30 protein-coding genes, 1 tRNA gene and 1 rRNA gene are annotated in these 25,501 nt (G+C 66.0%); 18 read left to right on the plus strand and 14 right to left on the minus strand.

Annotation, left to right across the window (positions count from 1 at the left end; translation table 11 throughout):
• Positions 1-79: ribosomal RNA gene (rrf, locus tag QNN99_RS17075) — 5S ribosomal RNA — on the plus strand; the annotation flags it as partial.
• A 233-nt stretch (positions 80-312) separates the two neighbouring features.
• Complete coding sequence (locus tag QNN99_RS17080; protein ID WP_229968353.1) at positions 313-798, plus strand: SRPBCC family protein; 486 nt, start codon at positions 313-315, stop codon at positions 796-798.
• A 55-nt stretch (positions 799-853) separates the two neighbouring features.
• On the opposite strand, the gene QNN99_RS17085 is transcribed toward QNN99_RS17080, so the two are convergent.
• From QNN99_RS17085 to QNN99_RS17105, 5 genes are all read right to left on the minus strand, one after another.
• On the minus strand, positions 854-2,509 hold the full coding sequence (locus QNN99_RS17085) for a glycoside hydrolase family 13 protein (RefSeq protein ID WP_229968355.1): 1,656 nt from the start codon (positions 2,507-2,509) through the stop codon (positions 854-856).
• 259 nt (positions 2,510-2,768) lie between these two features.
• Complete coding sequence (locus QNN99_RS17090; protein ID WP_229968357.1) at positions 2,769-4,130, minus strand: DUF4032 domain-containing protein; 1,362 nt, start codon at positions 4,128-4,130, stop codon at positions 2,769-2,771.
• A 105-nt stretch (positions 4,131-4,235) separates the two neighbouring features.
• Positions 4,236-5,327 (minus strand): ABC transporter ATP-binding protein, encoded by a 1,092-nt coding sequence (locus QNN99_RS17095; protein ID WP_229968359.1) that lies wholly within the window; start codon positions 5,325-5,327, stop codon positions 4,236-4,238.
• Positions 5,328-5,457: 130 nt separating this feature from the next.
• Complete coding sequence (gene otsB, locus QNN99_RS17100) at positions 5,458-6,234, minus strand: trehalose-phosphatase (protein ID WP_229968361.1); 777 nt, start codon at positions 6,232-6,234, stop codon at positions 5,458-5,460.
• Complete coding sequence (locus QNN99_RS17105; protein ID WP_229968363.1) at positions 6,231-7,694, minus strand: alpha,alpha-trehalose-phosphate synthase (UDP-forming); 1,464 nt, start codon at positions 7,692-7,694, stop codon at positions 6,231-6,233. The genes otsB and QNN99_RS17105 overlap by 4 nt, the downstream gene beginning before the upstream one ends.
• A gap of 168 nt (positions 7,695-7,862) precedes the next feature.
• On the opposite strand from QNN99_RS17105, the gene QNN99_RS17110 reads away from it, so the two are divergent.
• On the plus strand, positions 7,863-8,735 hold the full coding sequence (locus tag QNN99_RS17110) for a DsbA family protein (RefSeq protein WP_229968365.1): 873 nt from the start codon (positions 7,863-7,865) through the stop codon (positions 8,733-8,735).
• Positions 8,736-8,898: 163 nt separating this feature from the next.
• Positions 8,899-8,975 (plus strand) — tRNA-Thr (locus QNN99_RS17115).
• A gap of 316 nt (positions 8,976-9,291) precedes the next feature.
• On the opposite strand, the gene QNN99_RS17125 is transcribed toward QNN99_RS17115, so the two are convergent.
• On the minus strand, positions 9,292-9,432 hold the full coding sequence (locus tag QNN99_RS17125; protein ID WP_229968367.1) for a hypothetical protein: 141 nt from the start codon (positions 9,430-9,432) through the stop codon (positions 9,292-9,294).
• A gap of 235 nt (positions 9,433-9,667) precedes the next feature.
• Positions 9,668-10,132 (minus strand): hypothetical protein, encoded by a 465-nt coding sequence (locus QNN99_RS17130; protein ID WP_229968369.1) that lies wholly within the window; start codon positions 10,130-10,132, stop codon positions 9,668-9,670.
• A 524-nt stretch (positions 10,133-10,656) separates the two neighbouring features.
• On the opposite strand from QNN99_RS17130, the gene QNN99_RS17135 reads away from it, so the two are divergent.
• Both QNN99_RS17135 and QNN99_RS17140 read left to right on the plus strand, forming a co-directional pair.
• Complete coding sequence (locus QNN99_RS17135; protein ID WP_229968370.1) at positions 10,657-11,103, plus strand: helix-turn-helix transcriptional regulator; 447 nt, start codon at positions 10,657-10,659, stop codon at positions 11,101-11,103.
• 10 nt (positions 11,104-11,113) lie between these two features.
• Positions 11,114-11,524, plus strand: a complete 411-nt coding sequence (locus QNN99_RS17140) for a VOC family protein (protein WP_229968372.1) — start codon at positions 11,114-11,116, stop codon at positions 11,522-11,524.
• A 53-nt stretch (positions 11,525-11,577) separates the two neighbouring features.
• Here the strand turns inward: QNN99_RS17140 and QNN99_RS17145 are convergent, their stop codons facing one another.
• Positions 11,578-12,783: an ROK family protein gene (locus QNN99_RS17145; RefSeq protein WP_229968374.1), complete on the minus strand. Its 1,206-nt coding sequence runs from the start codon at positions 12,781-12,783 to the stop codon at positions 11,578-11,580.
• Between the two features lie 100 nt (positions 12,784-12,883).
• On the opposite strand from QNN99_RS17145, the gene gap reads away from it, so the two are divergent.
• A complete protein-coding gene (gene gap, locus QNN99_RS17150; protein ID WP_229968376.1) occupies positions 12,884-13,894 on the plus strand; it encodes a type I glyceraldehyde-3-phosphate dehydrogenase in 1,011 nt (336 codons plus the stop codon).
• Positions 13,895-14,015: 121 nt separating this feature from the next.
• Here gap and QNN99_RS17155 read toward each other — a convergent pair whose 3' ends face one another.
• Positions 14,016-14,372: a YciI family protein gene (locus QNN99_RS17155; RefSeq protein ID WP_229968378.1), complete on the minus strand. Its 357-nt coding sequence runs from the start codon at positions 14,370-14,372 to the stop codon at positions 14,016-14,018.
• 274 nt (positions 14,373-14,646) lie between these two features.
• Between QNN99_RS17155 and QNN99_RS17160 the strand changes: the two genes are divergently transcribed.
• The 7 genes from QNN99_RS17160 (at position 14,647) to QNN99_RS17190 (ending at position 20,122) form a co-directional block, all read left to right on the plus strand.
• Positions 14,647-14,874 carry a hexameric tyrosine-coordinated heme protein gene (locus QNN99_RS17160; RefSeq protein WP_229968380.1) on the plus strand — a complete coding sequence of 76 codons (228 nt, stop codon included), beginning with the start codon at positions 14,647-14,649 and terminating at the stop codon, positions 14,872-14,874.
• 121 nt (positions 14,875-14,995) lie between these two features.
• Complete coding sequence (locus QNN99_RS17165; RefSeq protein ID WP_229968382.1) at positions 14,996-15,958, plus strand: patatin-like phospholipase family protein; 963 nt, start codon at positions 14,996-14,998, stop codon at positions 15,956-15,958.
• Between the two features lie 108 nt (positions 15,959-16,066).
• Positions 16,067-16,537: a hypothetical protein gene (locus tag QNN99_RS17170; protein ID WP_229968384.1), complete on the plus strand. Its 471-nt coding sequence runs from the start codon at positions 16,067-16,069 to the stop codon at positions 16,535-16,537.
• Positions 16,530-16,835 carry a transcriptional regulator gene (locus QNN99_RS17175; RefSeq protein WP_229968386.1) on the plus strand — a complete coding sequence of 102 codons (306 nt, stop codon included), beginning with the start codon at positions 16,530-16,532 and terminating at the stop codon, positions 16,833-16,835. The genes QNN99_RS17170 and QNN99_RS17175 overlap by 8 nt, the downstream gene beginning before the upstream one ends.
• Positions 16,836-16,983: 148 nt before the next feature.
• Entirely contained in the window at positions 16,984-18,147 is a 1,164-nt protein-coding gene (locus tag QNN99_RS17180) for an NAD(P)/FAD-dependent oxidoreductase (RefSeq protein ID WP_229968388.1), read from the plus strand.
• Positions 18,078-19,037, plus strand: coding sequence for an RNA polymerase sigma factor SigJ (gene sigJ, locus QNN99_RS17185; RefSeq protein ID WP_229968389.1), 960 nt, complete (start codon positions 18,078-18,080; stop codon positions 19,035-19,037). The genes QNN99_RS17180 and sigJ overlap by 70 nt, the downstream gene beginning before the upstream one ends.
• Positions 19,038-19,042: 5 nt before the next feature.
• A complete protein-coding gene (locus tag QNN99_RS17190) occupies positions 19,043-20,122 on the plus strand; it encodes a PLP-dependent cysteine synthase family protein (protein ID WP_284016198.1) in 1,080 nt (359 codons plus the stop codon).
• A 12-nt stretch (positions 20,123-20,134) separates the two neighbouring features.
• Here QNN99_RS17190 and QNN99_RS17195 read toward each other — a convergent pair whose 3' ends face one another.
• The gene (locus QNN99_RS17195; RefSeq protein WP_229968391.1) at positions 20,135-20,593 is read right to left on the minus strand and encodes a hypothetical protein; all 459 of its coding nucleotides are present in this window, start codon (positions 20,591-20,593) and stop codon (positions 20,135-20,137) included.
• Between the two features lie 135 nt (positions 20,594-20,728).
• On the opposite strand from QNN99_RS17195, the gene QNN99_RS17200 reads away from it, so the two are divergent.
• Positions 20,729-21,148 (plus strand): hypothetical protein, encoded by a 420-nt coding sequence (locus QNN99_RS17200; protein WP_229968393.1) that lies wholly within the window; start codon positions 20,729-20,731, stop codon positions 21,146-21,148.
• A 64-nt stretch (positions 21,149-21,212) separates the two neighbouring features.
• On the opposite strand, the gene QNN99_RS17205 is transcribed toward QNN99_RS17200, so the two are convergent.
• Complete coding sequence (locus tag QNN99_RS17205) at positions 21,213-21,770, minus strand: dihydrofolate reductase family protein (protein ID WP_229968396.1); 558 nt, start codon at positions 21,768-21,770, stop codon at positions 21,213-21,215.
• Between the two features lie 191 nt (positions 21,771-21,961).
• On the opposite strand from QNN99_RS17205, the gene QNN99_RS17210 reads away from it, so the two are divergent.
• Positions 21,962-22,621, plus strand: a complete 660-nt coding sequence (locus tag QNN99_RS17210) for an aminoacyl-tRNA hydrolase (protein WP_229968398.1) — start codon at positions 21,962-21,964, stop codon at positions 22,619-22,621.
• Between the two features lie 40 nt (positions 22,622-22,661).
• Here the strand turns inward: QNN99_RS17210 and QNN99_RS17215 are convergent, their stop codons facing one another.
• The 3 genes from QNN99_RS17215 to QNN99_RS17225 form a co-directional block, all read right to left on the minus strand.
• Positions 22,662-23,123 (minus strand): GatB/YqeY domain-containing protein, encoded by a 462-nt coding sequence (locus tag QNN99_RS17215; RefSeq protein ID WP_229968400.1) that lies wholly within the window; start codon positions 23,121-23,123, stop codon positions 22,662-22,664.
• Between the two features lie 71 nt (positions 23,124-23,194).
• Positions 23,195-23,887 (minus strand): bifunctional 4-hydroxy-2-oxoglutarate aldolase/2-dehydro-3-deoxy-phosphogluconate aldolase, encoded by a 693-nt coding sequence (locus QNN99_RS17220; RefSeq protein ID WP_229968402.1) that lies wholly within the window; start codon positions 23,885-23,887, stop codon positions 23,195-23,197.
• On the minus strand, positions 23,884-24,720 hold the full coding sequence (locus QNN99_RS17225; RefSeq protein WP_229968404.1) for a DUF1684 domain-containing protein: 837 nt from the start codon (positions 24,718-24,720) through the stop codon (positions 23,884-23,886). Before QNN99_RS17225 ends, QNN99_RS17220 begins: the two co-directional genes overlap by 4 nt.
• A gap of 75 nt (positions 24,721-24,795) precedes the next feature.
• Between QNN99_RS17225 and QNN99_RS17230 the strand changes: the two genes are divergently transcribed.
• Positions 24,796-24,963, plus strand: coding sequence for a hypothetical protein (locus QNN99_RS17230; RefSeq protein WP_229968423.1), 168 nt, complete (start codon positions 24,796-24,798; stop codon positions 24,961-24,963).
• Between the two features lie 130 nt (positions 24,964-25,093).
• Positions 25,094-25,462 (plus strand): DUF4282 domain-containing protein, encoded by a 369-nt coding sequence (locus QNN99_RS17235; protein WP_229968424.1) that lies wholly within the window; start codon positions 25,094-25,096, stop codon positions 25,460-25,462.
• The last annotated feature ends 39 nt before the right edge of the window (positions 25,463-25,501 follow it).

A 25,501-nucleotide genomic window follows, 5' to 3' on the forward strand; every position in this document is an offset into this window, starting at 1 on the left:
TCCGAACCCGGAAGCTAAGACCCACAGCGCCGATGGTACTGCATCCGGGAGGATGTGGGAGAGTAGGTCACCGCCGGACAATATTTACGGTTGAAAGACACCGGTTGTTCAGAGAGTAAGGCCCCGCCATTGGCGGGGCCTTACTTGTTTAACCAGGGTGTTCCAGGCCCGCCGGCACCCTCCCGGGCCCTGGTTCTCTTTGCGCCGAGATGGCAGAAACTGCACGTCCCGGCCCCGGGAAGAGCACTTACTGCCATCTCGCGAGAGATTGAGCACGTTCGCGCTCCGACACGATCCGGCTAGGCTGGAACGATGAACTCCTCCCTCTTTTCCCATGCCGAACAGCCCGAACCTGCCAAGGAGTCGGCTGCTGTGCAGGACATCGTTATTGAGCGCGAGGTGCCCCGTGAGCTTCACGAAGCATTCAACGGCTTTACGGAATACCTGCACCTCTGGTGGCCGGAGGAGTACACGGAATTCGGGGAAGGCACGCATCCGGAGTTTGAGGCCGCCTCCCTGACCGAGACGGGGCCGGAGGGGCAAACAGCAGTGTGGGCAGCCGTCAACAGCAGGGTGCAGGATGCCGAGCTCGTTTTGGATTGGGTAGCCGGCCACAGCCCGCAGACTCCCACTGAAGTCCGCATCACCTTTACTCCGGTCAGCGACGACGCTACTCGCGTCAGCCTCACGCATTCCGGCCTCGGCGGAGTTGCTGAAGCCGTGGAAACCCATGGCGGATTCTCCACCGCCTGGCCGCAGATCCTTGACCGCTACGCACGTTTCATGGGCGCCCGGTAGCATCCTCGCCTGACCCCAGACCCGCTGCCGGAATCCTCAACCCGGGCAAAGCCAGCTAATCGAGCCGCAGCCACACGGTGCGGTTGGGCCGCAGCCGGGTGCCTTCCAAGGCAGACGGCGAGCTGGTGGCCAGGACGGGAAGCTCAGGAAGCTGCACCGGAGCGTCGCCCATGTTCATTGCCACCAGGACATTGTTGTTCACGAAGGCCACCAGGCCCTCGGCGTCGTGCTCCGGCCACCACTCCAGCGATCCATGACCAAGTCCCAGCTCCCGACGCCGGGAAAGGGCCGTGCGGTACATGTTCAGCGACGAGAACGGATCCCGCTGCTCAACGTCCCGGGAATAGCGGCCCCAATACGCCGGCTGCGGCAACCAGGAGCTCCCGGTGGAGCTGAAGCCGAAGGAGGGTTCGCTGACCCTCCACGGCAGCGGGACGCGGCTGCCGTCACGGCCCACCCGCACCCCGGCGGTGCGGTGGTAGGTGGGATCCTGCCGGAACTCATCGGGCATCAGGGTGTGGTCGGGCAGCCCGAGCTCTTCGCCCTGATAGAGATACACGCCGCCGGGCAGGCCCAGCATCAGCATGGTGGCGGCACGTGCCCGGTCGGCGCCGAGCAGATAGTCCGGCTGGCTGTCCCGTGGCCCGATGCCGTCCCCGCTGCGCAGCTTGTTGGACTCCAGCCCGAACCGCGACACATGCCGGACGACGTCGTGGTTGGACAGCACCCACGTGGTCGGAGCATCGACCTTGTCGAAGGCCCGGAGGGAGGACTCGATGATGCCGCGCAGCGCCGCCGGATCCCACGGGTGGTTCAGGTACGCGAAGTTGAAGGCCTGCTGCATTTCATCGGAGCGGACCCAGTCGGTGATCCGTTCCACCGGATCAACGTTGGCTTCGGCGCAGAGCACGCGGTCGCCGTCGTACTCGTCCAGGAGCTTCCGCCAGGACCGGAAAATATCGTGGATGCCTGCCTGGCCGAACATGGGAGCCGCCGAGCCAGGAAAACCCTCGGACGATGCGCCGTCCGCAGCGCCGCCCCAGTCCGGCAGACCTGACTTCTTGATCAGCGCGTGCGCCACGTCCACCCGGAAGCCCCCCACGCCGCGGTCGAGCCAGAAGCGCAGAATCCGTTCGAATTCGGTCCGCACTGCCGGATTGTCCCAGTTGAAGTCGGGCTGGGAGGAATCAAAAAGATGCAGGTACCACTGTCCCGGGGTGCCGTCCGGGTGGGTGGTCCGGGTCCAAGCCGGGCCGCCGAAGTGTGACTGCCAGTTGTTCGGCGGGAGCTCGCCCTGGGGGCCGCGGCCGTCGCGGAAAATAAACATGTCGCGTTCCGGCGACCCGGGATCTGCCGCCAGTGCCGCCTGGAAGAGGTGATGCTGGTCGGAGCAGTGATTCGGGACCAGATCCACGATGACCCGGATTCCATATTCGGCGGCCCGGGCTACCAACGCGTCAAAGTCGTCCAGGGTGCCGAAAATCGGGTCCACAGAACAGTAGTCCGCCACGTCGTAGCCGGCGTCCTTCTGCGGAGACCGGTAAAACGGCGACAGCCAGACGGCGTCAATCGCCAGCTCCGCCAGGGCCGGAATCTCTTTGGTAATGCCCGGCAGGTCACCGACTCCGTCGCCGCGCAGGTCTCGGAACGACCGGGGATAGATCTGGTAAATAACCGAAGACCGCCACCATTCGCGCCCGGGCGGGGGCATATGGACGGGGATGGTTCTAAGGGCGGATCCCGGTGTGCGGGAAACAGCTGGTGTGGACATAGGCCGGTCGCGTCCTCCTGTCTCGGATGATCGTTGCTCATCTTCGTTAACGAACTGCCGCCGGAGGCTTTTCCCGAACGGTTCGTGACATTGGGCACAATAGTGGGACCAGCTGCGCCCGACCGGCTGCGCGCGCTGAACCGCGCGCTGAACCGGTGGCGCTAGACCGCTGGGGCCCAATTCCGGGTCATTAGCACTGTCATTCCTGGTCGGGCGTGCCGCCGGATTCGAGGATGTTCATGGTCCGGGTGTCTGCGGTCAGCAGGATTGCCGCCTCGTCCCGGCGGTGCCGGAGCACGGTGTCCATGTACGACTGCACGGCTTCGGCCATGGGAACGTTTCGGTTTTGCTTTTCCGACATGTACCAGCGGTGCTCGAGCACCTCGTGCACCACTTCGGCCTGTTCCAGCTTGCTGCCCAGCTCGCGCGGCACTGATTTAACGATCGGCTCGAACACCTGGGTCACCCAGAGATGCGCACTGAGCTCCTCATCGAGATCCGGATTGTTGTCGGCGCGGTAGGAGTCCATGTCGTTCAGCAGGCGGCGGGCCTGGTTCTCCTGCGCATCGAGGCCGGTCAGGCCCAGCAGGCGGCGCTGGTGGTGGCCGGCGTCGACCACCTTGGGCTGCAGCTGGACCTGGGTGCCGTCGGCTGTGCTCTTGATGGTGAGTTCGTCGACGTCGAACCCCAGGTCGTTCAGCCGGCGGATGCGGGCGTTGACGCGCCAGCGTTGGCCGAGTTCGAAGGATTCCTTTTCCGTCAGCTCAGCCCACAGGTTCCGGTAGCTGTCCATGATCCGTTCGCTGGTGGCCAGCGGATCCACGGTCTCCTCGATCAGGCCGCCCTCGGCAAGGTCCATCAGCTCACCGGCGATGTTGACCCGGGCAATCTCCAGATCGTACTCGCGCTGGCCCCGGGAAAGCTCCGGATAGAGTTCGCCGGTTTCCGCGTCCACCAGATAGGCGGCAAAGGCGCCGGCGTCGCGGCGGAACAGGGTGTTCGACAGCGACACATCGCCCCAATAGAACCCCGCCAGGTGCAGGCGCACCAGCAGCAGGGCCTGGGCATCGATCAGTCGGGTGAGGGTGACCTCGCGCAGGGTCTGCGAAAAGACGGCGCGGTAGGGCAGCGAAAAGCGAAGGTGTTTGGTCACGAGGACCGGCTGCAGCTCCTCGCCGTGTACGTCATAGCGCCCGGTAATGACGGCCACCGGGGCGACCGAGGGAACGTTGAGCCGGCGCAGCTTCCTCAGCATGTGGTATTCCTGCCGGGCCACGTGTTCGCTGGTTTCCTTGATCGCGATGAGCGAGTCGCCCATCCGGGCAAAACGGACGACGTGGCGGGAAATGCCCCGGGGAAGTGCGGCCAAGTTGTCCTTGGGCCAGTCCTCCAGCGGCAGGTGCCAGGGCAGATCCAGCAGGGCCGGGTCCATGGAAGCGGCGGTAATGTTCAGGGAGCCGAGGGCTGCTTCCGGTGTGGAGGCATGCGGGCGCGGAAGTTTGCCCGGCTGGTTATAGTCAGTTGGCTCGTCGCGCCAGTTTGCGCCTGCAGGTTCGGTCATAAGCACGTGCCCTTTATCGAGCTGTTGGAAGTTAAACAGCAGTGCGGTGGCCCCATCCACGAGTCTAGTTCAGGTGGAGGGGCCACCGCAGGTCAACCGGCGGGATCAGGCCTGGTCGGCCAGGCGCTCACCGTTGGCGGTGTCGAACAGGTGCACATGGCCCGGCTGCGGGCGGACATACAGGGTGTCGCCCTTCAGCGGGGGGCGGCGTCCGTCGACGCGGACCACCATGTCCCGATCCGTGCCGTCCAGAGTGGTGTGCCCGTAAACGTAGGCGTCGGCGCCGAGTTCCTCAACGACGTCGACCTCCACCTTCAGGCCCGAACCGGAGGAATCCACGATCTCCAGGTCCTCGGGACGCACGCCAACCGTGACCGTGTTGCCGGCGGCGGCACCGAGGACGGAACTCGCCACCGGATAGACCGCGCCGCCGAATGCGACGCCGCCGTCCACCACCGGCAGCTCCAGCAGGTTCATGGCGGGGGAGCCGATGAAGCCGGCCACGAAGACATTGTTCGGGTGGTCATAGAGGTTGCGCGGGGTATCCACCTGCTGCAGGATGCCGTCCTTGAGCACTGCCACGCGGTCGCCCATGGTCATGGCCTCGACCTGGTCGTGGGTGACGTAGACGGTGGTGACGCCAAGGCGGCGGGTCAGCGACGCGATTTGGGTGCGGGTCTGCACGCGCAGCTTGGCGTCCAGGTTGGAGAGGGGCTCATCCATCAGGAACACCTGAGGGTTCCGCACGATGGCCCGGCCCATGGCGACGCGCTGGCGCTGGCCGCCGGAGAGGGCCTTCGGCTTGCGGTCCAGATAGTCCTCGAGGTCCAGCAGCTTTGCTGCCTCGCGGACGCGTTCCATCCGCTCTTCCTTGCCGATGCCGGCGATCTTCAGGGCAAAGCCCATGTTGTCGGCCACTGACATGTGCGGGTAAAGGGCGTAGTTCTGGAAAACCATGGCAATGTCACGGTCTTTCGGCGGCACGTCGGTGACGTCCCGGTCTCCGATGAGGATGCGGCCGGAGTTCACGTCTTCGAGCCCGGCGAGCATGCGCAGGGAGGTGGATTTTCCGCAGCCGGAGGGGCCCACGAGAACCAGGAATTCGCCGTCGGCGATTTCCAGGCTGAGATTATCAACTGCCGGGCGGTCAGTGCCCGGGTACAGGCGTGTGGCCTGGTCAAACGTTACCGTTGCCATGATGTTTCTCCTTCACGGGCAGGTACGTGCCCGACGATCCGTAGTGAAGTGCTATTAAGTTGCAGACAGGTGGCAGCGGTTGTGGCCGCGGTCACAGGGTCAGTATGCCATACCCCTGTGACCGGCTCGCTCAGGCGCCGGAACTCCGGATTTCCAGCAGTGTTTCGAGCACTGCGGTGAACGCATGGGGCGAGTCCACCCGGAAGGAAGCGCGCGTGTCTCCGGGACCGATTTTCAGGCCCAGATCGCCGGGCAGCAGCGCCGCGAAGCCGTTTTCGTCGGTGACGTCGTCGCCGGCAAAGAGCACCGCCGTCGCGCCGGTCAGGGTCCGCAGCGCACGGATGCCCTCGCCCTTGTTGGTGTGCACAACCGAGGCCTCCAGGACCCGCTTGCCGTCGGTCACCTGGACGCCGTCGAGGGCCAGGAGACTGTCGCGGGCGGCGTCGGTGGCGGCCGAGGCGATGTTGTCGGGTGCGCTGCGGGTGTGCAGCACGACGCCGGCGGGCTTGGCCTCCAGCCACGTGCCGGGATGGGAGTTCACCACCTCTTCCACGGCCTCCCGGGCCCGGCCGAGCAGCTCGGCCTGGTCCGGAGTCAACAGCAGCGGTTCGGCGTCGGGCCCGGTCCAGGCCTCCGCGCCGTGGCTGCCAATCAGCAGGGTCTCCGGAGCAGGACTGGCGGCCCGGCGCAGACTGTCCAGCGCCCGGCCGGAGATCATGGCCGTGAAGGTGTGCGGCAGGGCGCCGAGGGCCCGTACCGCCGCGGCCGATCCGGGCAGCGGCCGCGCGTCGTCGGCGTGTTCCACCAGCGGTGCCAGCACGCCGTCGAAATCCAACGCGACGAGCAGCGTGTCGGTTGCCGCCAGCTGCTGCAGCGCTTCGTAAAGGCCGTCCGGAAGGTTGCTCACTGTGCGTTCTCCACTTCTCCCTGCTGCAGGGCGTTGAGGAAGTTCTTGGACCAGCGCTCGACGTCGTTCTGCAGGACCTGCCGGCGCATCAGGCGCATCCGGCGCTGGGCCTCGCGGTCGGGCATCTCGATGGCCTCGAGGAAGGAGGCCTTCAGCCCGTCGATGTCGTGCGGGTTCACCAGGACCGCTTGGCGCAGCTGGTCGGCGGCGCCGGCAAACTCGCTGAGCACCAGTGCGCCGGTGTTGTTGATCCGGGCGGCGACGTATTCCTTGGCCACCAGGTTCATGCCGTCGCGCAGTGCGGTGACCAGCATGACGTCGGCGGCCAGGTAGAGCGCCACCATTTCCTCCACCGGGTAGCTGTGGTGCAGGTAGCGGATGGCGGTGCTGCCCATGGTGTCGTAGGTGCCGTTGATCCGGCCCACGGTGCCCTCCACCTCTTCGCGCAGCAGCCGGTACTGCTCCACGCGCTCGCGGCTGGGGCTGGCCACCTGGATCAGCGATGCGTCTTCGACGGTGAGCCTGCCGTCTTCGAGGAGTTCGCCGTAGGCCTTGAGCCGGTGGCTGATGCCCTTGGTGTAGTCCAGGCGGTCCACGCCCAGCAGCACCGTTTTGGGGTCGCCCAGTTCCCGGCGGATCTGCTTGGAACGCTCAATGACGTCCTCCCGCTTGGCCAGTTCGGTGATCTGGTCCACGTCGATGGAGATGGGGAAGGACTCGGCGCGGGAGACGTACGAGATGCCGTCCTCGGTTTTCACGTGGACCTGCTGCTGGCGGACGGTGTGTCCGGCAAAGCGGCGGACGCAGCGCAGGAAGTTGCTGGTGTCGGAGGGGCGCTGGAACCCGATCAGGTCCGCTCCGAGCAGCCCTTCAATAATGTTGCGGCGCCACGGCAGCTGCGCGAAGATCTCCAGCGGCGGGAAGGGAATGTGGTTGAAGAAACCGATCTTCAGGTCGGGCCGGTCCTTGCGCAGCATCTGCGGGACCAGCTGCAGCTGGTAATCCTGAACCCACACGGTGGCGCCCTGCGCGGCCATAGTCGCGGCGGCGTCGGCGAAGCGGCGGTTCACGGTCTGGTAGGAATCCCACCAGGTACGGTGGAACTCCGGCGGTGCAATGACGTCGTGATAGAGCGGCCAGAGGGTGGCGTTGGAGAAGCCCTCGTAGTACAGCTCGACTTCGGAAGCGCTCAGCGGCACCGGCAGCAGGTGCATGTTGTCGTGGTCGAACTCGTCGAGTTCCTCGTCGGGAGCTCCGTGCCATCCCACCCAGGCGCCGTCGGCCTTGGCCATGACCGGAGCCAGCGCGGTAACCAGTCCGCCGGGGGACCGGCGCCAGCTTTCGCCGTCGTCGGTTGTCACTCGGTCCACCGGAAGGCGGTTGGACACTACGATGAAATCGAAATCGCCATACCCATCCGTGGCATTTTTTTCTGCGGGATCAGCGGCAGCAGCGTTCACGATATGCACCCCTTGGTTAGCTTTTGTATTTATGCCACTCTATCCAAGGCCTGAAACTTTGTGTCCGCGGCGCCCGTTGGAAGTAAGGGCTGCATGAATCGTTGGCCTAAACTGGTGCCTGCCGGCCGCGTGCCCAAACGGGCAGGCGTGAGAGAGACATGAGGAACTATGACTGAGCGGAACCCCAAGCCCAGCAAGGCCGATCGTACGGTTGCTGCGCGTGAACAGGCGCGTGCCCTGCGTGAAGCCCAGAAAAAGAAGGAGCGGCGCAACAAGCTCCTGATCCGCTGGGGCGTGGTGGTAGCCGTGGTGGCCATCATCGTTGTCGTGGCGCTCATCGTGATTAACTCCATGCGCAGTGGCAACGGTGCGGAAGCCGAGACCGGGCCGGCCCCGGCCAACGCCAATGAATACGGCGGCATCACGCTGACCTCCACCACGGAGCTGGAGCCCACCGAGCCGTTCGACGTTGACGTTGCCGCGTTGCCTGAACCGCCGGCCGAGGCTGCTGACGACGCTCCGGTTCCGCCGGGTATCGCTGCTGCCGCTGAAGGCGAGCCGGTTCCGATTGTGGTCTACGTGGACGTGAACTGCGTGCACTGCGCCGAGTTCGAAGAGGCCTACGAGTCCAAGATCGGATCCTGGCTGGACGCGGGCGAGGTCACCTTCGAGTACCGCACGGTTGCCTTCCTGGACCGCAGCTCGCCCAGCAACTACTCCTCGCGCGGCGCCAACGCCGCCGCGTGCGTGGCTGACACCAACCCGGCCTCCTACTGGGACTTCATGAACGCCATCTTCGCCAACTACGACAACGGCGAGATCAAGAACGCTGAACTGGCTGACATGGCCGAGTCCGTGGGTGCCGGCGATGCCTCCGAGTGCATCCAGAACAACGGCTTCCGTGCCTTCGTCAAGTACGCGGACCGCCTGGCCCGTGTTGACCAGATCAGCGGAACCCCCACCGTGTACGTCAACGGCGCCGAGACCAACGCCAACGACTTCGAAACCGCCGTCCAGACGGCAATCGACGCCGCCAAGTAGGCTGTTTCGGCTTTGTCCGGTGCGCCCGTTTCCGTGAAATCCCGTTTGGGTTTCGCGGGAACGGGCGCTCTGGGTTAACCTTGACTAGCGCAGTCACCGTGTTTTGTTTTTTTAGGCAGGACCCGGCGTACGACGACGGCGCGCAGCCGGCTTGTCCGGCACCGCCCCCTTAGCTCAGCTGGCCAGAGCACCTGTCTTGTAAACAGGGGGTCGCCGGTTCGAATCCGGCAGGGGGCTCCACGAAACCCCTCCTGATCAGGCGTAACGCTCGATCAGGAGGGGTTTTTTCTTGTCTAGCTTCCTAACAACGACACGTTTACAACACGTTGACGTGGAGTCAGAAATGAAGTGTTTGTTGAAGTCGATTCCGGAGTCGTAGTAGTCCTGGGACGGGCTGGGCAAGCCGGCGGGAACCGATGACGGGCTGAGGGGGTCTCCGCGTACGGATGATTCCCGGGAAGGGCCCGACCTCTGATATAGCTGTCAGGAGACACCAGTTCGGCCCCCGGCCGGACATGACAAAGCCCCGGCCGAAACCGGGGCTCTGAGCGTCAGTTCATTCCCTGCGGCGTGCCGTGCGCCTGACAACGCGCCGCGGCACACCCTTTCGCGCGACGTAGACGATCCCGAAGACCACCGCGGCAATCAGGAGAATCAAGAGGAACACGGTCAATGTCCAGCCTGCGATAACACCCATTTCATTTGTCCTTCCGTCGAGCCTGCAGCTATTCGGAGTAGGTCATGTGCGCCCCACCGTAGCCCACATTGAGCTGCACCCAGAATGTAAATGGGATCGGGGCGCCCATGGGGAAGGCCTTCACTGACAGCCTGGCGGTGGCCGGTGCGCCGCTGGCATTCACCTCGGCCTAAAAGTCGACCAAGCAGTTGTCACAGTATTCGGTTGAGCCGACCAGACGGCGGCGCATGGCGTGTCAGTCTTCTCCATCGGCTCCCGCGGGCTCAATGGATTCGATGTCAATCCGCGAATGGAAGAACCTCTCAAAGGACTCCATTTTCACCGCCGACGCGGCCAGCTCCAGACGGTACTCACCCGGAGTTATTTCGCGTGCCCTGTCCTTGTAGTTGTCTGCGGCCACACCCTTATTCAGCTCGAAAGTTCCGCAGTCCGTCGTGTTGAGATGAATACTGTATGACTCGCTTCGCCTGCCGGAGACGTAGGACGGCTCGGCCTTGGTCACAGTGCACTCCCGCCACTGGGTAGGACTGTTCTTGTTCCATTCCTGCGTAGCCAGCACCCCGGCGGGCATGATGATGAAGATTCCGAGCAGGAGCAGCGCGAACAGGGAATAGCCCACCTTCTCCTTGCGCGACATCGAGCCCAGGAAGATCTTCCAGAACCCCTGGGCAGACGAGGAAGGCTTGGTTGCGGGTTCCATTCCATCCGTCCATATCGGCAATTAGGCAATTAATTGAGCCGCTCAGACGGCTAGGTTATCGGCTCCCGCAGCGCCGCCCGGGAAGGGGCACGTTTCAGCCGTATGCAACATAGAGTGCGCCCTCTGCAGTGCGGAGGGTGTCCTCGTCCCGGCCACCGCCGGTGCGCGGACTCAGCACGGCCCAATCGTCAGTTGATGCTCCCGGCTGCAGTACATAATCGAGTGCACGACTCCAAAAGGTTATTTGTGGCTGGAGCTTCTCGACGCGAATCACCACTGATCCCAGAGTTAACCCGCGGGTACGTTATGTCGGCGGAAGCCGGTGGGGAACCCCCGGACGCGCATGCTTCGGACAGGGGTGCCAGCAGGTGCGTGGTGTGCCAGCATGGCGGCAGGGAAGCACAGGCTGGGGCAACCAACGATCAGGAATCAAGAAGCGCAGGACCTGTTGCGGTCGGTAGCGTTGAGGCACACGCAGCGTTGAAGCACAGGCAAGACGGGGGACCGCTGAGAGGAGCACCGCCATGAGGGAGACTGCCGCATCCTCCCAGCGGCTGGAGGACCTGGCCCGGCTGCGGCGGGTACGCGACCGGATGGACCGGGAGTATGCGCGGCCGCTGGATGTCGAGGCGCTTGCCCGCGCGGAGTTCATGTCTGCCGGCCACCTGAGCCGCCAGTTCCGCAGCGTCTACGGGGAGTCGCCGTATTCCTACCTGATGACCCGGCGGATCGAACGTGCAATGACGCTGCTGCGCAGGGGAGAGCTCACAGTCACGGAGGTCTGCTTCGCCGTCGGCTGCGGATCCCTGGGCACCTTCAGCACGCGGTTTGCCGAATTGGTGGGCCTGTCGCCGGCAGCGTATCGGCGGCAGGCAGCCGACACACTGGCCGGGCTGCCGTCCTGCGTCACCCGGCAGGCGACCAGACCGATAAGAAATCGAGACAGGCGGCTCCCGCAGCCGCAGCCGTAAGGAGAGCGACATGGACATCACAATCAACTCTGCCTTTCTTCCGCACACCGACCCGGATGCTTCGCTGGCGTTTTACCGGGATGTGCTCGGATTCGAGGTCCGCAACGACGTCGGCTACGACGGGATGCGCTGGATCACGGTCGGACCGTCGGATCAGCCCGGCACGTCCATCGTCCTGCAGCCGCCCGCGGCGGACCCCGGGGTAACCGATGAGGAGCGCCGCACCATTGAAGAGATGATGGCCAAGGGGGTTTACGCCGGCATGATGCTGGCCACCGCCGATCTGGACGCCACGTTTGCACGCGTCGAGGCCGGCGGGGCCGAGGTGGTGCAGGAGCCCATGGACCAGGACTGGGGGATGCGCGACTGCGCCTTCCGCGACCCGGCCGGAAACCTGCTGCGGATCACGGAGCTGAAATGACAGCCAGGTAGGGCAGAGTCAGGGGCCCGAGTCGGGCCCGGGCCGCGCCCGCGTCAGGACCGGCGCAGCTCCGGCACGAGCTCGAGCATGTGCGCTTCCACGTAGTCCAGGGCCAGCCGCACGGCGCCGGTGGGCACCAGCATCTTGCCCAGGTCCGAGACGGCCAGCCGCGGCGGTTCGCTGACGTAGCGGGCCAGTTCCTCCGTCATCACCGGCAGCAGTGCCGTGGCGGATGCCGCCACGGCACCGCCGATGACGATCAGCTTCGGATCAAAGAACGACGCCACCAGTGCCAGCACCCGGGCCATCCGCCGGGCAATCCGGTCCAGGATCTCCTCCGCGACCGGGTCGCCCGCCGCGGCGGCCTCAAACACGAGCCGGGCGGAGGCACGGTTGGTGTCCGGACCCACCAGGGCGCGGATCCCGCCGTCGTGCCCGTCCTTCAGCGCCGCACTGCCCCACAGCCGGGCCAGCTTGGCGATGCCGTCCTCGTTGCCGACTCCGGCGACCAGTTCCAGGGCACCCATCGCTCCGGTGCCGCCGGACGCGCCGTGCAGCAGCCGCCCGGCCTCGATAATGCCGCTGCCCAGGCGCTCGCCGGCCAGGATCACCGCCAGGTCCTTCTCGCCGGCGCCCACTCCACGCCAGCGCTCGGCCAGGGCCGCGAGCTTGGCGTCGTTCTCCACCAGCAGCGGCCAGCCGCGCCCTTCGCCGAAGTCCTTTTGCAGTCCGAGGTCGAACATCGGAGCCACGTCCTGCCCCGGTGCGACGGCGCCGTCGCCGGTCACCTGCGCGGCAATGCCCATGCCCACGCAGAGCACGGCGGAGGGGGCGATGCCGGCGTCGGCCAGCGCCTCGTCGACCGCGGCAGTGAGCACCCGCCGTCGTTCCTCGGGCTCTCCGCCGTGGCGGGGAAAGCGGACTTCGGTGCCGCCGACGACGACGCCGGACAGGTCGGCGACCAGGACGCGAACCGTGGCGATGCCGACGTCGAGCCCCAGGACATGACCGGCACCTGAGTTGAACTCGAAGCGGCGGGCGGGCCGGCCCTTCTGTCCGCCGATCCGCGGCGATTCGCGTTCCCGCGCCCAGCCCCGGGCGATCAGGTCATCACACACGGCAATGACGGTGGCGCGGGTCAGCCCGGTGGCGGAAATGAGGTCGGTGCCGGTGGCCGAGGGGACGGCACGGAGCACCTCCAGCACTGCGCGCAGGTTGGTGCGGCGCAGGAGTTGCGGGGTGCTGGTGGAGGCGTCCATGGGTAGTCCCTTTTGACGTGTGGCGGCGATAACAGCATAATTATAGGAGGTAATAAATTTAGACTCTAAATTTAATCTTATCGAGCCTGAGGAGGCCCTCATGACGGTACGCGTCGGTATTAATGGTTTTGGTCGCATTGGCCGCAACTTCCTGCGAGCAGCGCTTCAGCACGGCGAAGGTTTTGAGGTTGTTGCGGTTAACGACCTCGGCGACCCCGCGCAGCTGGCGCACCTGCTCAAGTACGACTCCGTCGCCGGGCGCCTGGGCGAGAAGGTCTCCGTTGAAGACGGGAACCTCAACGTTGGCGGCCGCACCATCCGCGTCCTCGCCGAGCGCGATCCGGCCAACCTGCCCTGGGCCGAACTGGACGTTGACATTGTCATCGAATCCACCGGCTTCTTCACCAAGGCCGAGGATGCCCGGAAGCATATCTCCGCCGGCGCCAAGAAGGTCCTGATCTCCGCACCGGCCAAGGGCGACGCATTCACCGTGGTCATGGGCGTGAACGACGGCGACTACGACGCCGAGAAGCACGACATCATCTCGAACGCTTCCTGCACCACCAACTGCCTGGGCCCGCTGGCCAAGGTCCTGAACGACGCCTTCGGCATCGAAAAGGGCCTGATGACCACCGTGCACGCCTACACGGCAGACCAGAACCTGCAGGACGGCCCGCACAGCGACCTGCGCCGTGCCCGTGCTGCCGGTGTGAACATGGTTCCGACCTCCACCGGTGCCGCCAAGGCCATCGGCGTGGTCCTGCCGGAGCTCAAGGGCAAGCTGGACGGCTTCGCCATCCGCGTTCCCGTCCCCACCGGCTCCGTCACTGACCTGACGGTCACGCTGGAGAAGGAAGCAACGGTCGAGCAGATCAACGCCGTCTACGCCAAGGCTGCGCAGGACCCGCGCTGGGCCGGCATCCTCACGTACACCGAGGACCCGATTGTCTCCTCCGACATCGTTGGCGACCCGTCCTCCTGCATCTTCGACTCCGGTCTGACCCGCGTCATGGGCAACCAGGTCAAGGTTGTGGGCTGGTACGACAACGAGTGGGGCTACTCCAACCGCCTCGTGGACCTGACCGCTCTGGTTGCTTCCAAGCTGAGCTAGTTCTGGTGTTATCCGCGGTCTAACTGCGCAGAAAGCGTCCGGCCCCCGCGGTCGGGCGCTTTTTTGTGCCCGACGGCGGGTGTGCAAAGATCCACTCCCGGACTGCCCGGCGTCGCGCCGGCTACTCGGCGTCGTGCCGGGCGACCGGGCGGATCTCGACGGGGGAGTGGGAGGCGAGCAGTCCGCAGGCCTCCGCCAGTCCGTCGTGGTCTTCGGTCTCCACCAGATAGAAACCGCTGAGCTGCTCGGCGGAATCGGTGGGCGGGCCCTCGCTGATCACGGGCCGGCCAGCGACCCGCCGGACGGTCGTCGCCGTCCTGGACGGGGCAAGCTCCGCCCCTCCGGTCATCGTGTGCCCGCCCTCTTCCAATCGGCGGGCGAATTCCCGGTGCAGGTCATAGACCGCCTCCCGCTCAGCGTCGCTGAGCCCCTCCCAGGCGTCCTCGTTGTCGGGCAGCAGGATCAGGTATTCATCCAATGTGGCCTCCTCGTCGGAAAACCGTTCATGCCGAACATTTGCAGCCGGCACACGGTCTCAGGAGCACCATAGTCCAAGGGCACAGCAGAACACCCGCAGATTTCCGGTGTGGCCGGGCGGCGGGGATGGGCCGGGAGGCGCCGTTCTGTCCCCACCGCCCTTGTTTCCGCGAGCCGGGGGTGCCCACAATGAGGCAAAAGGCCTGCGACGAGGCAAGACCAGGCAAGACGAGGCAAACGGCACCGCGACGCTTTCCCCTGATAGGACAGACAACATGGAGCTCGTTCCGAACAACACCCTCAAATGCGGGAGCCCCGAGGAAGGACGCCAGTTGGCCATTCGGCTGGCGCTTCAGACTTCCTTTGCGATTCAGCCCGATGAACACGTGCAGAGCATCATCCGTGACGCTTATGCAAACAGCCCGGACGGCTTGATAGCGGCTTCCCAAGTGGTGGCCACGGAATTCGCGACGATCGCCGCTGCCAACCACTACTGGCGCTAAGGCTCCCCGCCGATCTGATGCAGGGGACGGGCGGGCCGGCCTCCAGCCTTGACCGTACCGGGACGCCCGGGCAGGGTTGATCGGACGCTGGGATCAGACCGCATCCATTGAGGAGCCCGCCATGTTGCGCATACTTTCCATCGACGGCGGCGGCGTCCGCGGCATCATTCCGATTATTTGGCTGATGCATTTGGAGAGACGGACCGGGCGCAGGACCGCAGACCTCTTTGACCTGATTGTCGGCACCTCGGTCGGCGGAATGATCGCTCTGGCCCTGACCTGCCCCCGCGACGACGGTGAACCGTACAGCGCCAGGGATCTGCGGCACCTGAACTTTGAGAGTGCGAAGGGGATCTTTCCGCGGAACTTCTCCAAGCCAAGCCTGGCGGATTTTCCACGCGGCTCGTCCCTCTACTCGGCCCAGCCCCTGCAGCAATTCCTGGCTGAGGTGCTGGGAAACGCCAAGCTCTCCGAAGCCACTCGTCCCGTCGCGGTGACGACCTGCGACCTGGCCCATACACAGGCGCTGCACTTCTCCGGCGGGGGATTGGACCAGTCGCAGCTGGGTGATGCGCCCATGGCACTCGCGGCCCGTGCCACCGGCTCGCTGCCGCGGTTTTTCCCTCCCGTGACCTACATTGATCCGGCCGGGCAAGCCCGTGAGCTGGTGGACGGCGGGCTGGCCGCCGACGATCCGGCGCTGGTTGCCCACACCCTGGGCCTTTCACTTCCGCAGGACGACGACGGCGTGCTGCTGGTCTCGCTGGGCACCGGCACCTCCGGCGCCTCCGTCGGTCTGCTGCTGAATGCCGAGCAGACTCAGGACACTCCCGATCTCCAGGCTCTTGAACTGGATTTCGCCATGGTCTTCGGCGGGCCGGGCCAGTTGATGCGGGATAACCTGCGGCAGCTGCTTGGCACCAACTACGTGCGGGTCCAGGCCCGGCTGCTGCCGGGAACACACCATGCCTCCAACGACGCCGGAGTCAGGAACCTTCTGGGCCTGGTGGCCAGCGCCGAAAAGATGGCACTGGACTCATCAGCGGAACTCGGTCGCCTCGCCGGCCTGCTGCAGGGTGGGTAATGGATCCTCACCCTCCGGGGGCGGCGGCGGACGGGCCACCCGCCGGGGATCCACAACGGGATCCAAAGTCTCTTGGCTGGATGGAAAGTTACTTGTAGGCTTTCCGGTATGGAAAACGACTTTCGTACCATCCCTACCGCCGACGATGCGGCTGTCTGCCTGAGCGAACTGTCGGGGGACCGCCGCGCGTTGGCGGAAGGCATCTCCATTCCCCGGGTGCTGCTGGCCGCTTACGGCGGTGTCGGCGCGTGGTGGGTTGCCCAGGCGGCCACGGCCAATCCCGGCGCAAATTACGAAACGCCGACCTCCGGCTGGCTGGCCCTCGTCGCCGTGTTGGTCATCGCTCATCTCATCAACCGCGAGACCGGGATCAGGTTCCAAAGCATGGGTGGCGGAGCTGCCCTTGCCGTGGTCGCTATTCTGGTGGTCTGCCTGTCGCTGTTCTCGGTTTCCCTCGGCCTGGTCTCCCTCGGTGCGGGGTGGGCCGTGTCCTTCACCAGCCTGGCGGCCTTTGGACTGGTGGCGTGGCTGGCCGGAGTTGCCTACCGCTCAGCACTGAACCGCCTGCACCATGCCTGAGGCACGCTTCGACAACATCATCCACGCCCCGACGCGGCTACGTATCTGCGGCCTGATGCGGGCCGTCAACCAGATGGATTTCGCGGTGCTCAGGGATTCTCTGGGCATAGCGGACGCCGCCCTGTCGAAGCACCTGAAAACGCTGTCCGACGCCGGATACGTGCGGCTGGCAAAGGCCCCGTCCGCTCACCGCAAAGACGCCCGGCGGCTGACGTGGGTGGGACTCACGCCGGCCGGCCAAGAGGCCTTCGATGCGCACATCCGTGCCCTGCGGGAGATTGCCGGCACAGTCGGCTAGCTGCACTGCAGCTCCTGCTGAACAACCCCTGCACAACCCCTGTTGAACGACCCCTGCTGCAAACTCCTGTCACAAATCCGGTTCGCCCGGTGTCCTATGTGCAAGCCGGCATCGAGCCGGAGGCAGCGAGAGGAAACAGGAGAAGGTCATGCGCACCACAGCAGTTGTTGCAGGCGGCGGATATGCAGGAGTCCTGGCGGCGAATCGGCTGGCCGCCGCGGCAAGGCCCGGGCTCGACGTCGTCCTGGTAAACCCGGGAAAACGCTTCGTGGAGCGGATCAGGCTGCACGAATACACCGCCGGCACCCGCAAGGATCCCACCGTAACCTTCGAATCGGTGCTGCATCCGGCCATCCGCCAGGTTCGGGACGCCGCAGTCCGTATCCATACCGCGGATCGGACCGTGCAGCTGGCCGGCGGCGGGCAGCTGCCGTATGACTACCTGGTGTACGCGGTGGGCTCGGGCGCGGCGCGGGTTCCGGAAGGTGCGCTCGCAATTGAACAGCTGGAAGGCGCGACAGCGGCGCGCACCGAACTGGAAGCCCTGGCACCGGGAGAACACGTGGCGGTGGTGGGCGGCGGCCTTACGGCCATCGAGACGGCAGCGGAAATCGCCCGCGGCTACCCTCAGCTGCGGGTCAGCCTGCACGCCTCGAGTGTGCCGGGCCCGCACTTGGGGGCACCGGCCAGGCAGGGTCTGGAGCGGAGCCTGCGCCGCGCTTCAGTGGACCTGCACACCGGCACCTCCGTTTCGGCAATCGGCGACATGCGCGCGAGCCTGGATGCCGCCGTCGTGCTTTGGAGCGCCGGTTTTGGTGTTCCGGACCTTGCGGCGGTCAGCGGCCTGCCGGTCGACGATGCCGGCCGGCTGCGCGTGGATCCGGCCCTGCGGGTGCCCGGAGCGGACCGGATCTACGGTGCCGGAGATGCTGCGGTGATCACCGGCAGCGGTTACGCCTACCTGCGGATGAGCTGCGCAGCGGCGATGCCGATGGGCGCAGACGCGGCCACCAATATCCTTCGGTCGCTGGATGGCCGGCCGGCAGTCCTGCACGACAGCGGATTCGGCGGCCAGTGCGTTAGTCTGGGCCGCAGCGACGGCATGGTCCAGTTTGTCGCCGCGGATGACACGCCGCTCCGCCTGCATTTGCACGGCAGGACGGCGGCGGTCCTGAAGGAGATTATCTGCCGGATGACGCTGCGCTGGATCCGCAGCGAAGCCAAACGGAGCGGAGCGTACACATGGCTCAAGGGCCCGAGCACAACGCGGGAGGCCGCGGCGGCAGCGATGGACTCGGCGGCGCGGACCTGACCCGCGACGCCAATTTCCTGACCCACCGGGGCATGGTGTTCACGATCGCCTACGACATCACCGGTGTGGTCGCCGATGCCGAGGACGTGGTGCAGGAAACCTATCTGCGGTGGCGCGCGGTGCCGGGCCCGGTGGAGAATCCGCGGGCATACCTGGCGCGGATCGCTGCGCGGCAGGCAATGAACCTCCTCCGGTCGGCGGCCCGGCGGCGGGAGGAGTATCCGGGGGAGTGGCTGCCCGAGCCGCTCCCCACCGGACCCGGCGCCGGAGCGCCGGGGTTCACCTCCGATCCGGAGACCGCAGCCCTGACCGCCGCGGAGGTTTCCACGGCCATGCTGGTGGTGCTGCAGACACTGAGCGGACCGGAACGGGCCGCCTTCGTCCTGCACGAGGTCTTCGGCTTCGGCTATCCGGAGATCGCCGAAGCACTGGATGCCGGCCAGCCGGCCGTGCGGCAGCTGGTGCACCGGGCACGGGAACGCGTGCGGACGGGAGTGCCGCGCACGGCGCCGGACGCCGCCGAGCACCGCGCCGTCGTCGGGCGCTTCCTGGAAGCCACCCTGACCGGTTCCGTTCAGGCGCTGCTGGATGTGCTGGCCCCGGATGTGGTGCTGCTGTCCGACGGCGGCGGCAAGGCCAACGCCGCGCTGCGTCCGGTGCACGGGCCGGAGAAGGTGGCCCGGCTGATGCTCGGGCTGGCCTCAAAGTACGCGGCCGGTGCGGTGCCGGAGTTCCTGGAACTCAACGGGCTGCCGGCAGTGGCCTTCCGGGAGGAGGGAACCGTCACCACTGTCTTCCAGATCAGCCTGGCCGGGGAACGGGTCCGCGGCGTTTACTCGATGCGGAATCCGGACAAGCTCGTCCACCTCCAGGGGCCCGCGGTAGGCTGAACCGGGTGACTATTTCCCAGGATCCGAACCGCCGCTGGTCAGACGACGCGATCCGGCGGATCGAGGCCGAAGGCAACCGTTCAGCTGACACCCACCTGTTTGAGATTCCGGTTCCGGCCGGCTGGTCGGTAAAGGTGTACCTCAAAGACGAATCCACGCACCGCACCGGCAGCCTCAAGCACAGGCTCGCCCGGTCCCTGTTCCTCTTTGGCCTGGTCAACGGCTGGATCACCCGCGGCATGACCATCGTGGAGGCCTCCAGCGGCTCCACCGCGGTCTCGGAGGCCTACTTCGCGCAGCTGCTGGATCTGCCGTTCATCGCCGTCATGCCCCGCACCACCAGCGCGGAGAAAATCGCCCTGATCGAGCAGTACAACGGGTCGTGCCACTTCGTTGACGATCCGTCGCAGGTCTATGCGGCCGCCGAGGAGATTGCGCGCAGCACCGGCGGCCACTACATGGACCAGTTCACCTATGCGGAACGGGCCACCGACTGGCGCGGGAACAACAACATTGCGGAGTCCATCTACGGGCAGCTCGCCCTGGAGGAGTCTCCGGTGCCCGAGTGGATCGTCGTGGGCGCCGGCACCGGCGGCACCAGTGCAACGCTCGGCCGCTACATCCGCTATCACCGCCACGCCACCCGGCTGGCAGTGGTGGATCCGGAAAACTCGGTGTTCTACCCGGCGTGGCAGAATCCCGGGGTGCCCGCCGTCGGCGGCCCCTCCCGGATCGAGGGAATCGGCCGGCCGCGCCTGGAACCCAGCTTTGTGCCGGCTGTCATCGACCACATGATCCGGGTTCCCGACGCAGCCTCGGTGGCCGCGGCCCGGCACCTCTTCGACCTTGCCGGCCTGTTTGCCGGGCCCTCCACCGGCACCAACCTTTGGGGCGTGTGGCAGTTGGCGGCCCAGATGGAAGCCGAGGGCCGGACCGGAAGCATCGTGTCCCTGATGTGCGATTCCGGGGACCGGTACGCTGCCTCCTACGGCGACGACGACTGGCTGGCTGCCCGCGGCTTGGATCCCGCTCCGGCAACGGCAGTGCTGGCCGAGCTCTTCGAGACCGGCCGCTGGCCGGCCTAGCAGGAGCGGGAATCAGCTCACGCCCGCCATGTCCTTTTCGGCGGTGCCGATCAGCTTTTCCTCATCGTCGCGGAAGTCGACGGGACGCTTGCCCCGCAGCGCCTTGTTCGGGAGGTAAAACCACAGCGCCACCTGCTCATCCGTCCAGCCCATCCGGCGGCCCAATCGGATGACGTCCTGAACCGCCGGGAGCATGCGGCCGCCGGGCTCGTCGAACTGGAATCCCGGATAGAGGAAGGCCTCCTGGCCGCGGCGCACGGCCAGGATCCCGCCCCTTCCGGTCAGCCGGGAGGCGCGGAGATTGGGCTCGTAGCCGAAGCCGAGGCGCTGCGCGGTTTCCAGAATGGTGTAGAGGCCGTGCTCCCGTCGCATGGTCGACCAGACAGGGTCGGCCTTCTTGCCGGACGGGATGGCAGGGATGGGGCCTGGGGGAGGGGAACTGTGCCGCTGGTGGGTTTCGCGGTCGGTCATGGTTCCACGGTACCGCCGCCGGCGGCGGAGAGGCAGGGCTCATGAGCGTGGGGGCGCAGCTCCCGTCAAAGAGGTCCTCCGCACCGTCAAACCGTCAAATAGGTTCTCCGTGCATCCGGCTGGGATCATGGAAGCATGCGATCACTCAGCCTTCAGGAAGCCACCCGCCTTGCAGAGCAGTCGGCGGCGGTGGCTGCGGGCCATATTCCCTACGGATCCGGGCTGGGTGCGCCGACGTCGTTCACTTTGGCCTGGCTGATGTCGGGTGCGGGCATTGAGGATATTCGGGTGGCCAGCGGGAGTTCAGGGATGGGGGACCACTTCTGGATCGAGACCGCAGAGTGGCGGATTGACCCGACACTGCGCCAGTTCTCGCACCTGAATCACCGGCCGTTGGTGGAGCCGGTCACCGAACCCGGCAATTTCGACGCCGTGAAGTACCACGCCGTTCCGGCCAACCGGGAGGAAGCGGTCCGCGAGGTGTCCTACGGTTTCCGCAACGCTGCCGAGACCGAGGCCTTTGTGAACGAGATGACGGCCGCCGTCAGCCTTTAGCCCCGTCCGGCCGCCCCGCCAGGCAGCCGCCCGGTCAGCACTCGGTTAAGGAGCGGTTCAGGCGTCAGTTCAGTACCGCGTAGCGGAGGAATACCACGCCGTTGCCGAACCGCCGCTCGTCGAGCAGCTTCAGGTCCAGCCGCAGCCCTGCGGGCAGGAAGGCCTTGCCGCCGCCCACGACGACGGGCGAGAGCAGCTGATGCAGCTCATCCACCAGCCCCGCCCGGAGCGCCTGCCCGGCCAGCATTGGGCCGCCCACCGCCAGATCCCGGTCCGAAGCGGCTTTGAGGCGGCGCACGGCGGCCGGATCGAATTCGGATTCCAACCGGGTGTTGGCGCTGCCCACCTCCCTCAGCGACCGGGAGAAGACCACCTTTTCCGAGGCCTGCCAGATCCGGGCATAGTCCTGCAGCACGGCAGGTTCGCCGGCAAGCGGCATGGTTTCCCACGCCACCAACACCTCGTACAGTCTCCGTCCGTAGAGGTGGATGCCGTAGTTCCGTTCCAGATCGTTGACGAAGGCGTGGACTTCCTCGTCCGGAACACTCCAGTCAAAACTGCCGGTCTCGTCGGCCACGTAGCCGTCCAGCGAGGTGATGGCGGAATAGATCAGCTGGCCCATGCCGTGCTCCTTCGTTCACCCGTTGAATTGGCAGCTTGTCCGCCGGCTCAAACCTTGTCCGCCGGCTCAAACCTTGCCTGAGCGGGGCCTGCCTGAATGGGACCATAAGTGGCTCGTCCGGCGGAAGGGCAGGTGCCGCGTGCAGGAGCGCCGTGACCAAACGCCTGCCGGGACCGTGAAAAACTAGAACCATGCAACCCAGTGACACCGTCCAGCCGATAGTCCTGCTCGTGGATAAGGAGGACCCCGCCGCGCATCTTGACGCCGTGGCTGCGGCAGCAGCGGCCAGCGTGAGCGCGTACGCGCGGCGGGAAAGTGATGACGCGTGGGAAAACTGGGTGTTTGGGCGGTTCACGAAGACGGTCCGCCGGGCCGGACCGAAGGCCTTTGAGAAGCTGGCCGCCCACGCGCCGTCGGGGACCGTCGTCGTCGGCCAGGCAAAGGCCGTCGCCTTTGAACCGGTAACTTACGAGGAGATGCCCAAGGCGCTGCGGGCGCTGCAGGTCTCCGGCACCCAACTGCCCGACGGTGAGCCGGCCCCCGGCACTGCGGACGCTCCGGTGATTGTCCTGAACGCGGACTTGGAAATGTCCACGGGCAAGGCAGGCGCCCAGGCAGCCCACGCGCTGCTCACCTGGTATCTGACGCTTTCCACGGAGGAGCGGATCAGCTGGTGCGACGGCGGCTGCCGGGCCAGGGTCCGGCCAGCCGCCGGGGCCGACTTTTCGGCGCTCGCCGCTGCTGCCGGTGCGGGGCCGCTGATCGTGGATGCCGGCCTGACCGAGATCGCTCCCAATACGGCCACCGCGTTTGTGGCGGCCCCGGTGGCCCCCGCGGCCCCCGCGACGTAGCCGGCGGCCCCGGGGGCGTAGGAGGTCAGGCGCGCGGCTGTCAGGCGAGGCGGCTGCGGACGATCTCGCTGACGGCCTTGCCGTCAAAGCGTCCGGCCACTTTGGCCGTCACGGGCTTCATAACCGCACCCATCTGGCGCATCGACAGTTCCGTGCCGGCTGCTTTCAGCTCGGTAATGACGTCGTCCACGATGGTCTCGACATCAGCGGCGGTCAGCGGCGCGGGCAGGTACGCCTCGATGATTTCCGCCTCAGTGATCTCGGCCGTGGCGCGCTCCTTCTCGCCGGCGTCGAGGTAGATGCCGGCGGTGTCGCGCCGCTTGGCCGCTTCCTTCTGCAGCAGGGCAAGGACCTGCACGTCGTCGAGCTCCACGGGCGTCTTTCCTGACTTCTCCCGGGTCTCGATCTCACCGAGCACGTTGCGCACCGTCATCAGTGCGGTGCGGTTGCCCGCCTTCATGTGGGCCTTTACGTCTGCCTGGAGCTGCTCTTTGAGTGTCATGGGGTCTCATTTCCGATCGGAGAACATCGTTGGTGTTCCTTCCATGATCTCGCGGAAGCGTGCGTTGACGCTCACTGCTCTGCCGACGCGTCCCTGCGCGGAACGCTTTCGGCGGCCGCGCAGACCCGCCGGGTCCGTTCGGCCAGGGCATCCAGGTCTCCGCCCGGGGACAGCGCATCGCCCAGGAGGGATCCGCCGAGCCCGACGGCTGTGGCACCCGCAGCAAGCCAGCCGGCCGTTTCAGCGAGGCTGAGGGAACCGGCGGGGATCACATCAATGTGCGGAAGCGGCGCCAGGACGGCGGCAAGATAGGCCGTTCCGAGGGGGCCGGCGGGAAACAGCGTGACCGCGCTGGCCCCCGCCCGCCAAGCGAGCTGGATTTCGCTGGGGGTCAGGGCGCCGGGATGGCTGGCCAGCCCCAGGTTCCGGGCAGCATGGATGACATCGGTGGCGGTGTGCGGGGCGACGATAAACCGTGCGCCGGCATCGGCCGCCCGCAGTGCCTCACCGGGCGTCATCACGGTCCCCAACCCGACATCGACTCCGGCCGGCAGCCGTCCGGCGAGGCGTTCGACGGCGTCGAGGGCTCCCTTGGTGGTCGTTGCCACTTCCAGGCAGCGGATGCCGTTGGCCACCAGAATGTCTGCCGCTGCGTTCATCCGGCTCGAATCCTGGGCGCGGAGGACGGCAATAATCCGCGTCCGCAGCAGGGCGCCGCTCAGGGGAACCCGGCGGAAGTTGAACGGGGCGGCCGGGGTGCTCATCGGCCAGCCGGAGGCGCCTCGGGCAGTTTTTCCCCGGCTTCGACGGGTACCCCGATGATGTTGCTGCCCACCGGCATGGGGCAGGTGCCGTACGGCGTGAACGCGCTTGGATAGTTCACCGCACGATTGAAATCCACAGTGACCGCTGACGTTCCCGGCTGAGGCGCGGCGAAAGCGACTTTGCGCCAACCGGCGGTGCTCTGGTTGTTGGTCGGATCGTGGAAGGTGAGCTCCAGCCGGTCCGGACCGTCGGCGCTCAGCTGCAGCCGGTATTCCTTCTCTGCCCCGGGGAGCCGGAGAGCCAGTTCACCCACCGTCCGGTGCACTCCGTCCACGGCGGGGGAAGCGGTCCGGATCGGAACGTCCACCGGACGGGGATAAGCGTCGAAGCGTGCATCGACGACCAGATCCGGGCGGAACTCGAAGGTGGGCACTCCGCGGAATCCGGTGAACACCGGCGATGCCGCATCACGGGTCCGAATCGCGTAGCGTCCGCCCCGCCGGGCCAGCTCCACCACAACCTGTCCGCCGTCGCTGCCGCCGAAGCGGACCCACAGCAGCGATTCCTCGTCGGCGAGCGTTGCCGTGACGGTACCGTCAACCGGAGTTCCCGCGGCTGCCAGGGTGAGTCCGTCCTCCACAGATGCCGACAGCACGGCTTTCGCCTCAGAGCCGGACCAAAGCCCCGGGACGTGTTCCACCGGCGCAGGATCCGCCGTCAGCCAGTGCAGTGATGTCAGCGTCAGCCAGCCGTGCTCCTGCCCCAGCTCGCGGTCACGGTCGCTGCGGAAGCGGCGCCACTCTGCCAAAGCCTCATCCGTGGGGTTGCGCATGGTTCCTCCTGTTGTACGGATTTGGGTTGTACGGCCGACTTGGGCAGTTTAGCGGGCCTGTTTGTAGGATGAGGCATGGAAAATCACGATTCAGCGCCTTTACTTGCCCAGCTCCGCAACCGTCAGACGGAACTCGTGGCCGCTCTCGCCGTCGAAACCAGTACCTCCCGCCTCGCCGCGCTGAGCACTGAGCTGGAAAGCGTCCTGGAACAGATCCAGCAGCACGACCGGCAGGCGCCGTAACCGCGATCACACCGTACGGATCACTTCACCAAAGAGAATTACCGCGGCGCAATTGCGATTAGGCTGGACCCGGACTGCACCATTTCAGGTTGAACGGTTCACACTAATCACCATATGTTTCCGGGGGAGCATGCTCAATTTTCTTGATCCGTCATTCAAGGCTTTTTCTGCGCCGCTCCTGATTAAGCTGTATTACGGTCTGTGCACCGGGCTGCTCACGGTGGCTTGGCTGATGATGCTCATAGTGGGGCTGCTGAACAATTACGTGGCCGGCGCAATTGTGCTGATCCTGGGTCCTGTTCTTGTTCTTTTCCTGCTGCTTGGAACGCGGATTGTTTGCGAGTGGATTATCGCCACAATTTTGATTGCTGAGAATACCGAGAAGCTCGTGGAATTGATGGGTTCGACGTCAGCGCCTGCGCCTGCCGAAGGGGCAATGTTTGGCAGCGGGCCGCTGCAGCGTTACCTGTCCGCTCCGCCGCTGCGGCCTACGGCGTGACCCGCCGAATATGAGGTGTGGCACACAGCGGATAGTGTT

It is taken from the genome of Arthrobacter sp. zg.Y820, assembly GCF_030125555.1.
In the GTDB taxonomy this organism is placed as follows: Bacteria; Actinomycetota; Actinomycetes; order Actinomycetales; family Micrococcaceae; genus Arthrobacter_B.

What these genes read in the sequence shown, in the direction of transcription:
- QNN99_RS17235 (WP_229968424.1), top strand. Translation starts at nt 25,094, where the DNA reads ATGCTCAATTTTCTTGATCCGTCATTCAAGGCTTTTTCTGCGCCGCTC.
- QNN99_RS17210 (WP_229968398.1), top strand. Translation starts at nt 21,962, where the DNA reads ATGCAACCCAGTGACACCGTCCAGCCGATAGTCCTGCTCGTGGATAAG.
- QNN99_RS17140 (WP_229968372.1), top strand. Translation starts at nt 11,114, where the DNA reads ATGGACATCACAATCAACTCTGCCTTTCTTCCGCACACCGACCCGGAT.
- QNN99_RS17110 (WP_229968365.1), top strand. Translation starts at nt 7,863, where the DNA reads ATGACTGAGCGGAACCCCAAGCCCAGCAAGGCCGATCGTACGGTTGCT.
- QNN99_RS17205 (WP_229968396.1), bottom strand. Translation starts at nt 21,770, where the DNA reads ATGGGCCAGCTGATCTATTCCGCCATCACCTCGCTGGACGGCTACGTG.
- QNN99_RS17225 (WP_229968404.1), bottom strand. Translation starts at nt 24,720, where the DNA reads ATGCGCAACCCCACGGATGAGGCTTTGGCAGAGTGGCGCCGCTTCCGC.
- QNN99_RS17220 (WP_229968402.1), bottom strand. Translation starts at nt 23,887, where the DNA reads ATGAGCACCCCGGCCGCCCCGTTCAACTTCCGCCGGGTTCCCCTGAGC.
- QNN99_RS17145 (WP_229968374.1), bottom strand. Translation starts at nt 12,783, where the DNA reads ATGGACGCCTCCACCAGCACCCCGCAACTCCTGCGCCGCACCAACCTG.
- QNN99_RS17085 (WP_229968355.1), bottom strand. Translation starts at nt 2,509, where the DNA reads ATGCCCCCGCCCGGGCGCGAATGGTGGCGGTCTTCGGTTATTTACCAG.
- QNN99_RS17135 (WP_229968370.1), top strand. Translation starts at nt 10,657, where the DNA reads ATGAGGGAGACTGCCGCATCCTCCCAGCGGCTGGAGGACCTGGCCCGG.
- gap (WP_229968376.1), top strand. Translation starts at nt 12,884, where the DNA reads ATGACGGTACGCGTCGGTATTAATGGTTTTGGTCGCATTGGCCGCAAC.
- QNN99_RS17130 (WP_229968369.1), bottom strand. Translation starts at nt 10,132, where the DNA reads ATGGAACCCGCAACCAAGCCTTCCTCGTCTGCCCAGGGGTTCTGGAAG.
- QNN99_RS17200 (WP_229968393.1), top strand. Translation starts at nt 20,729, where the DNA reads ATGCGATCACTCAGCCTTCAGGAAGCCACCCGCCTTGCAGAGCAGTCG.
- QNN99_RS17090 (WP_229968357.1), bottom strand. Translation starts at nt 4,130, where the DNA reads ATGACCGAACCTGCAGGCGCAAACTGGCGCGACGAGCCAACTGACTAT.
- sigJ (WP_229968389.1), top strand. Translation starts at nt 18,078, where the DNA reads ATGGCTCAAGGGCCCGAGCACAACGCGGGAGGCCGCGGCGGCAGCGAT.
- QNN99_RS17195 (WP_229968391.1), bottom strand. Translation starts at nt 20,593, where the DNA reads ATGACCGACCGCGAAACCCACCAGCGGCACAGTTCCCCTCCCCCAGGC.
- QNN99_RS17230 (WP_229968423.1), top strand. Translation starts at nt 24,796, where the DNA reads ATGGAAAATCACGATTCAGCGCCTTTACTTGCCCAGCTCCGCAACCGT.
- QNN99_RS17180 (WP_229968388.1), top strand. Translation starts at nt 16,984, where the DNA reads ATGCGCACCACAGCAGTTGTTGCAGGCGGCGGATATGCAGGAGTCCTG.
- QNN99_RS17095 (WP_229968359.1), bottom strand. Translation starts at nt 5,327, where the DNA reads ATGGCAACGGTAACGTTTGACCAGGCCACACGCCTGTACCCGGGCACT.
- QNN99_RS17125 (WP_229968367.1), bottom strand. Translation starts at nt 9,432, where the DNA reads ATGGGTGTTATCGCAGGCTGGACATTGACCGTGTTCCTCTTGATTCTC.
- QNN99_RS17175 (WP_229968386.1), top strand. Translation starts at nt 16,530, where the DNA reads ATGCCTGAGGCACGCTTCGACAACATCATCCACGCCCCGACGCGGCTA.
- QNN99_RS17215 (WP_229968400.1), bottom strand. Translation starts at nt 23,123, where the DNA reads ATGACACTCAAAGAGCAGCTCCAGGCAGACGTAAAGGCCCACATGAAG.
- QNN99_RS17165 (WP_229968382.1), top strand. Translation starts at nt 14,996, where the DNA reads ATGTTGCGCATACTTTCCATCGACGGCGGCGGCGTCCGCGGCATCATT.
- QNN99_RS17160 (WP_229968380.1), top strand. Translation starts at nt 14,647, where the DNA reads ATGGAGCTCGTTCCGAACAACACCCTCAAATGCGGGAGCCCCGAGGAA.
- QNN99_RS17080 (WP_229968353.1), top strand. Translation starts at nt 313, where the DNA reads ATGAACTCCTCCCTCTTTTCCCATGCCGAACAGCCCGAACCTGCCAAG.
- QNN99_RS17170 (WP_229968384.1), top strand. Translation starts at nt 16,067, where the DNA reads ATGGAAAACGACTTTCGTACCATCCCTACCGCCGACGATGCGGCTGTC.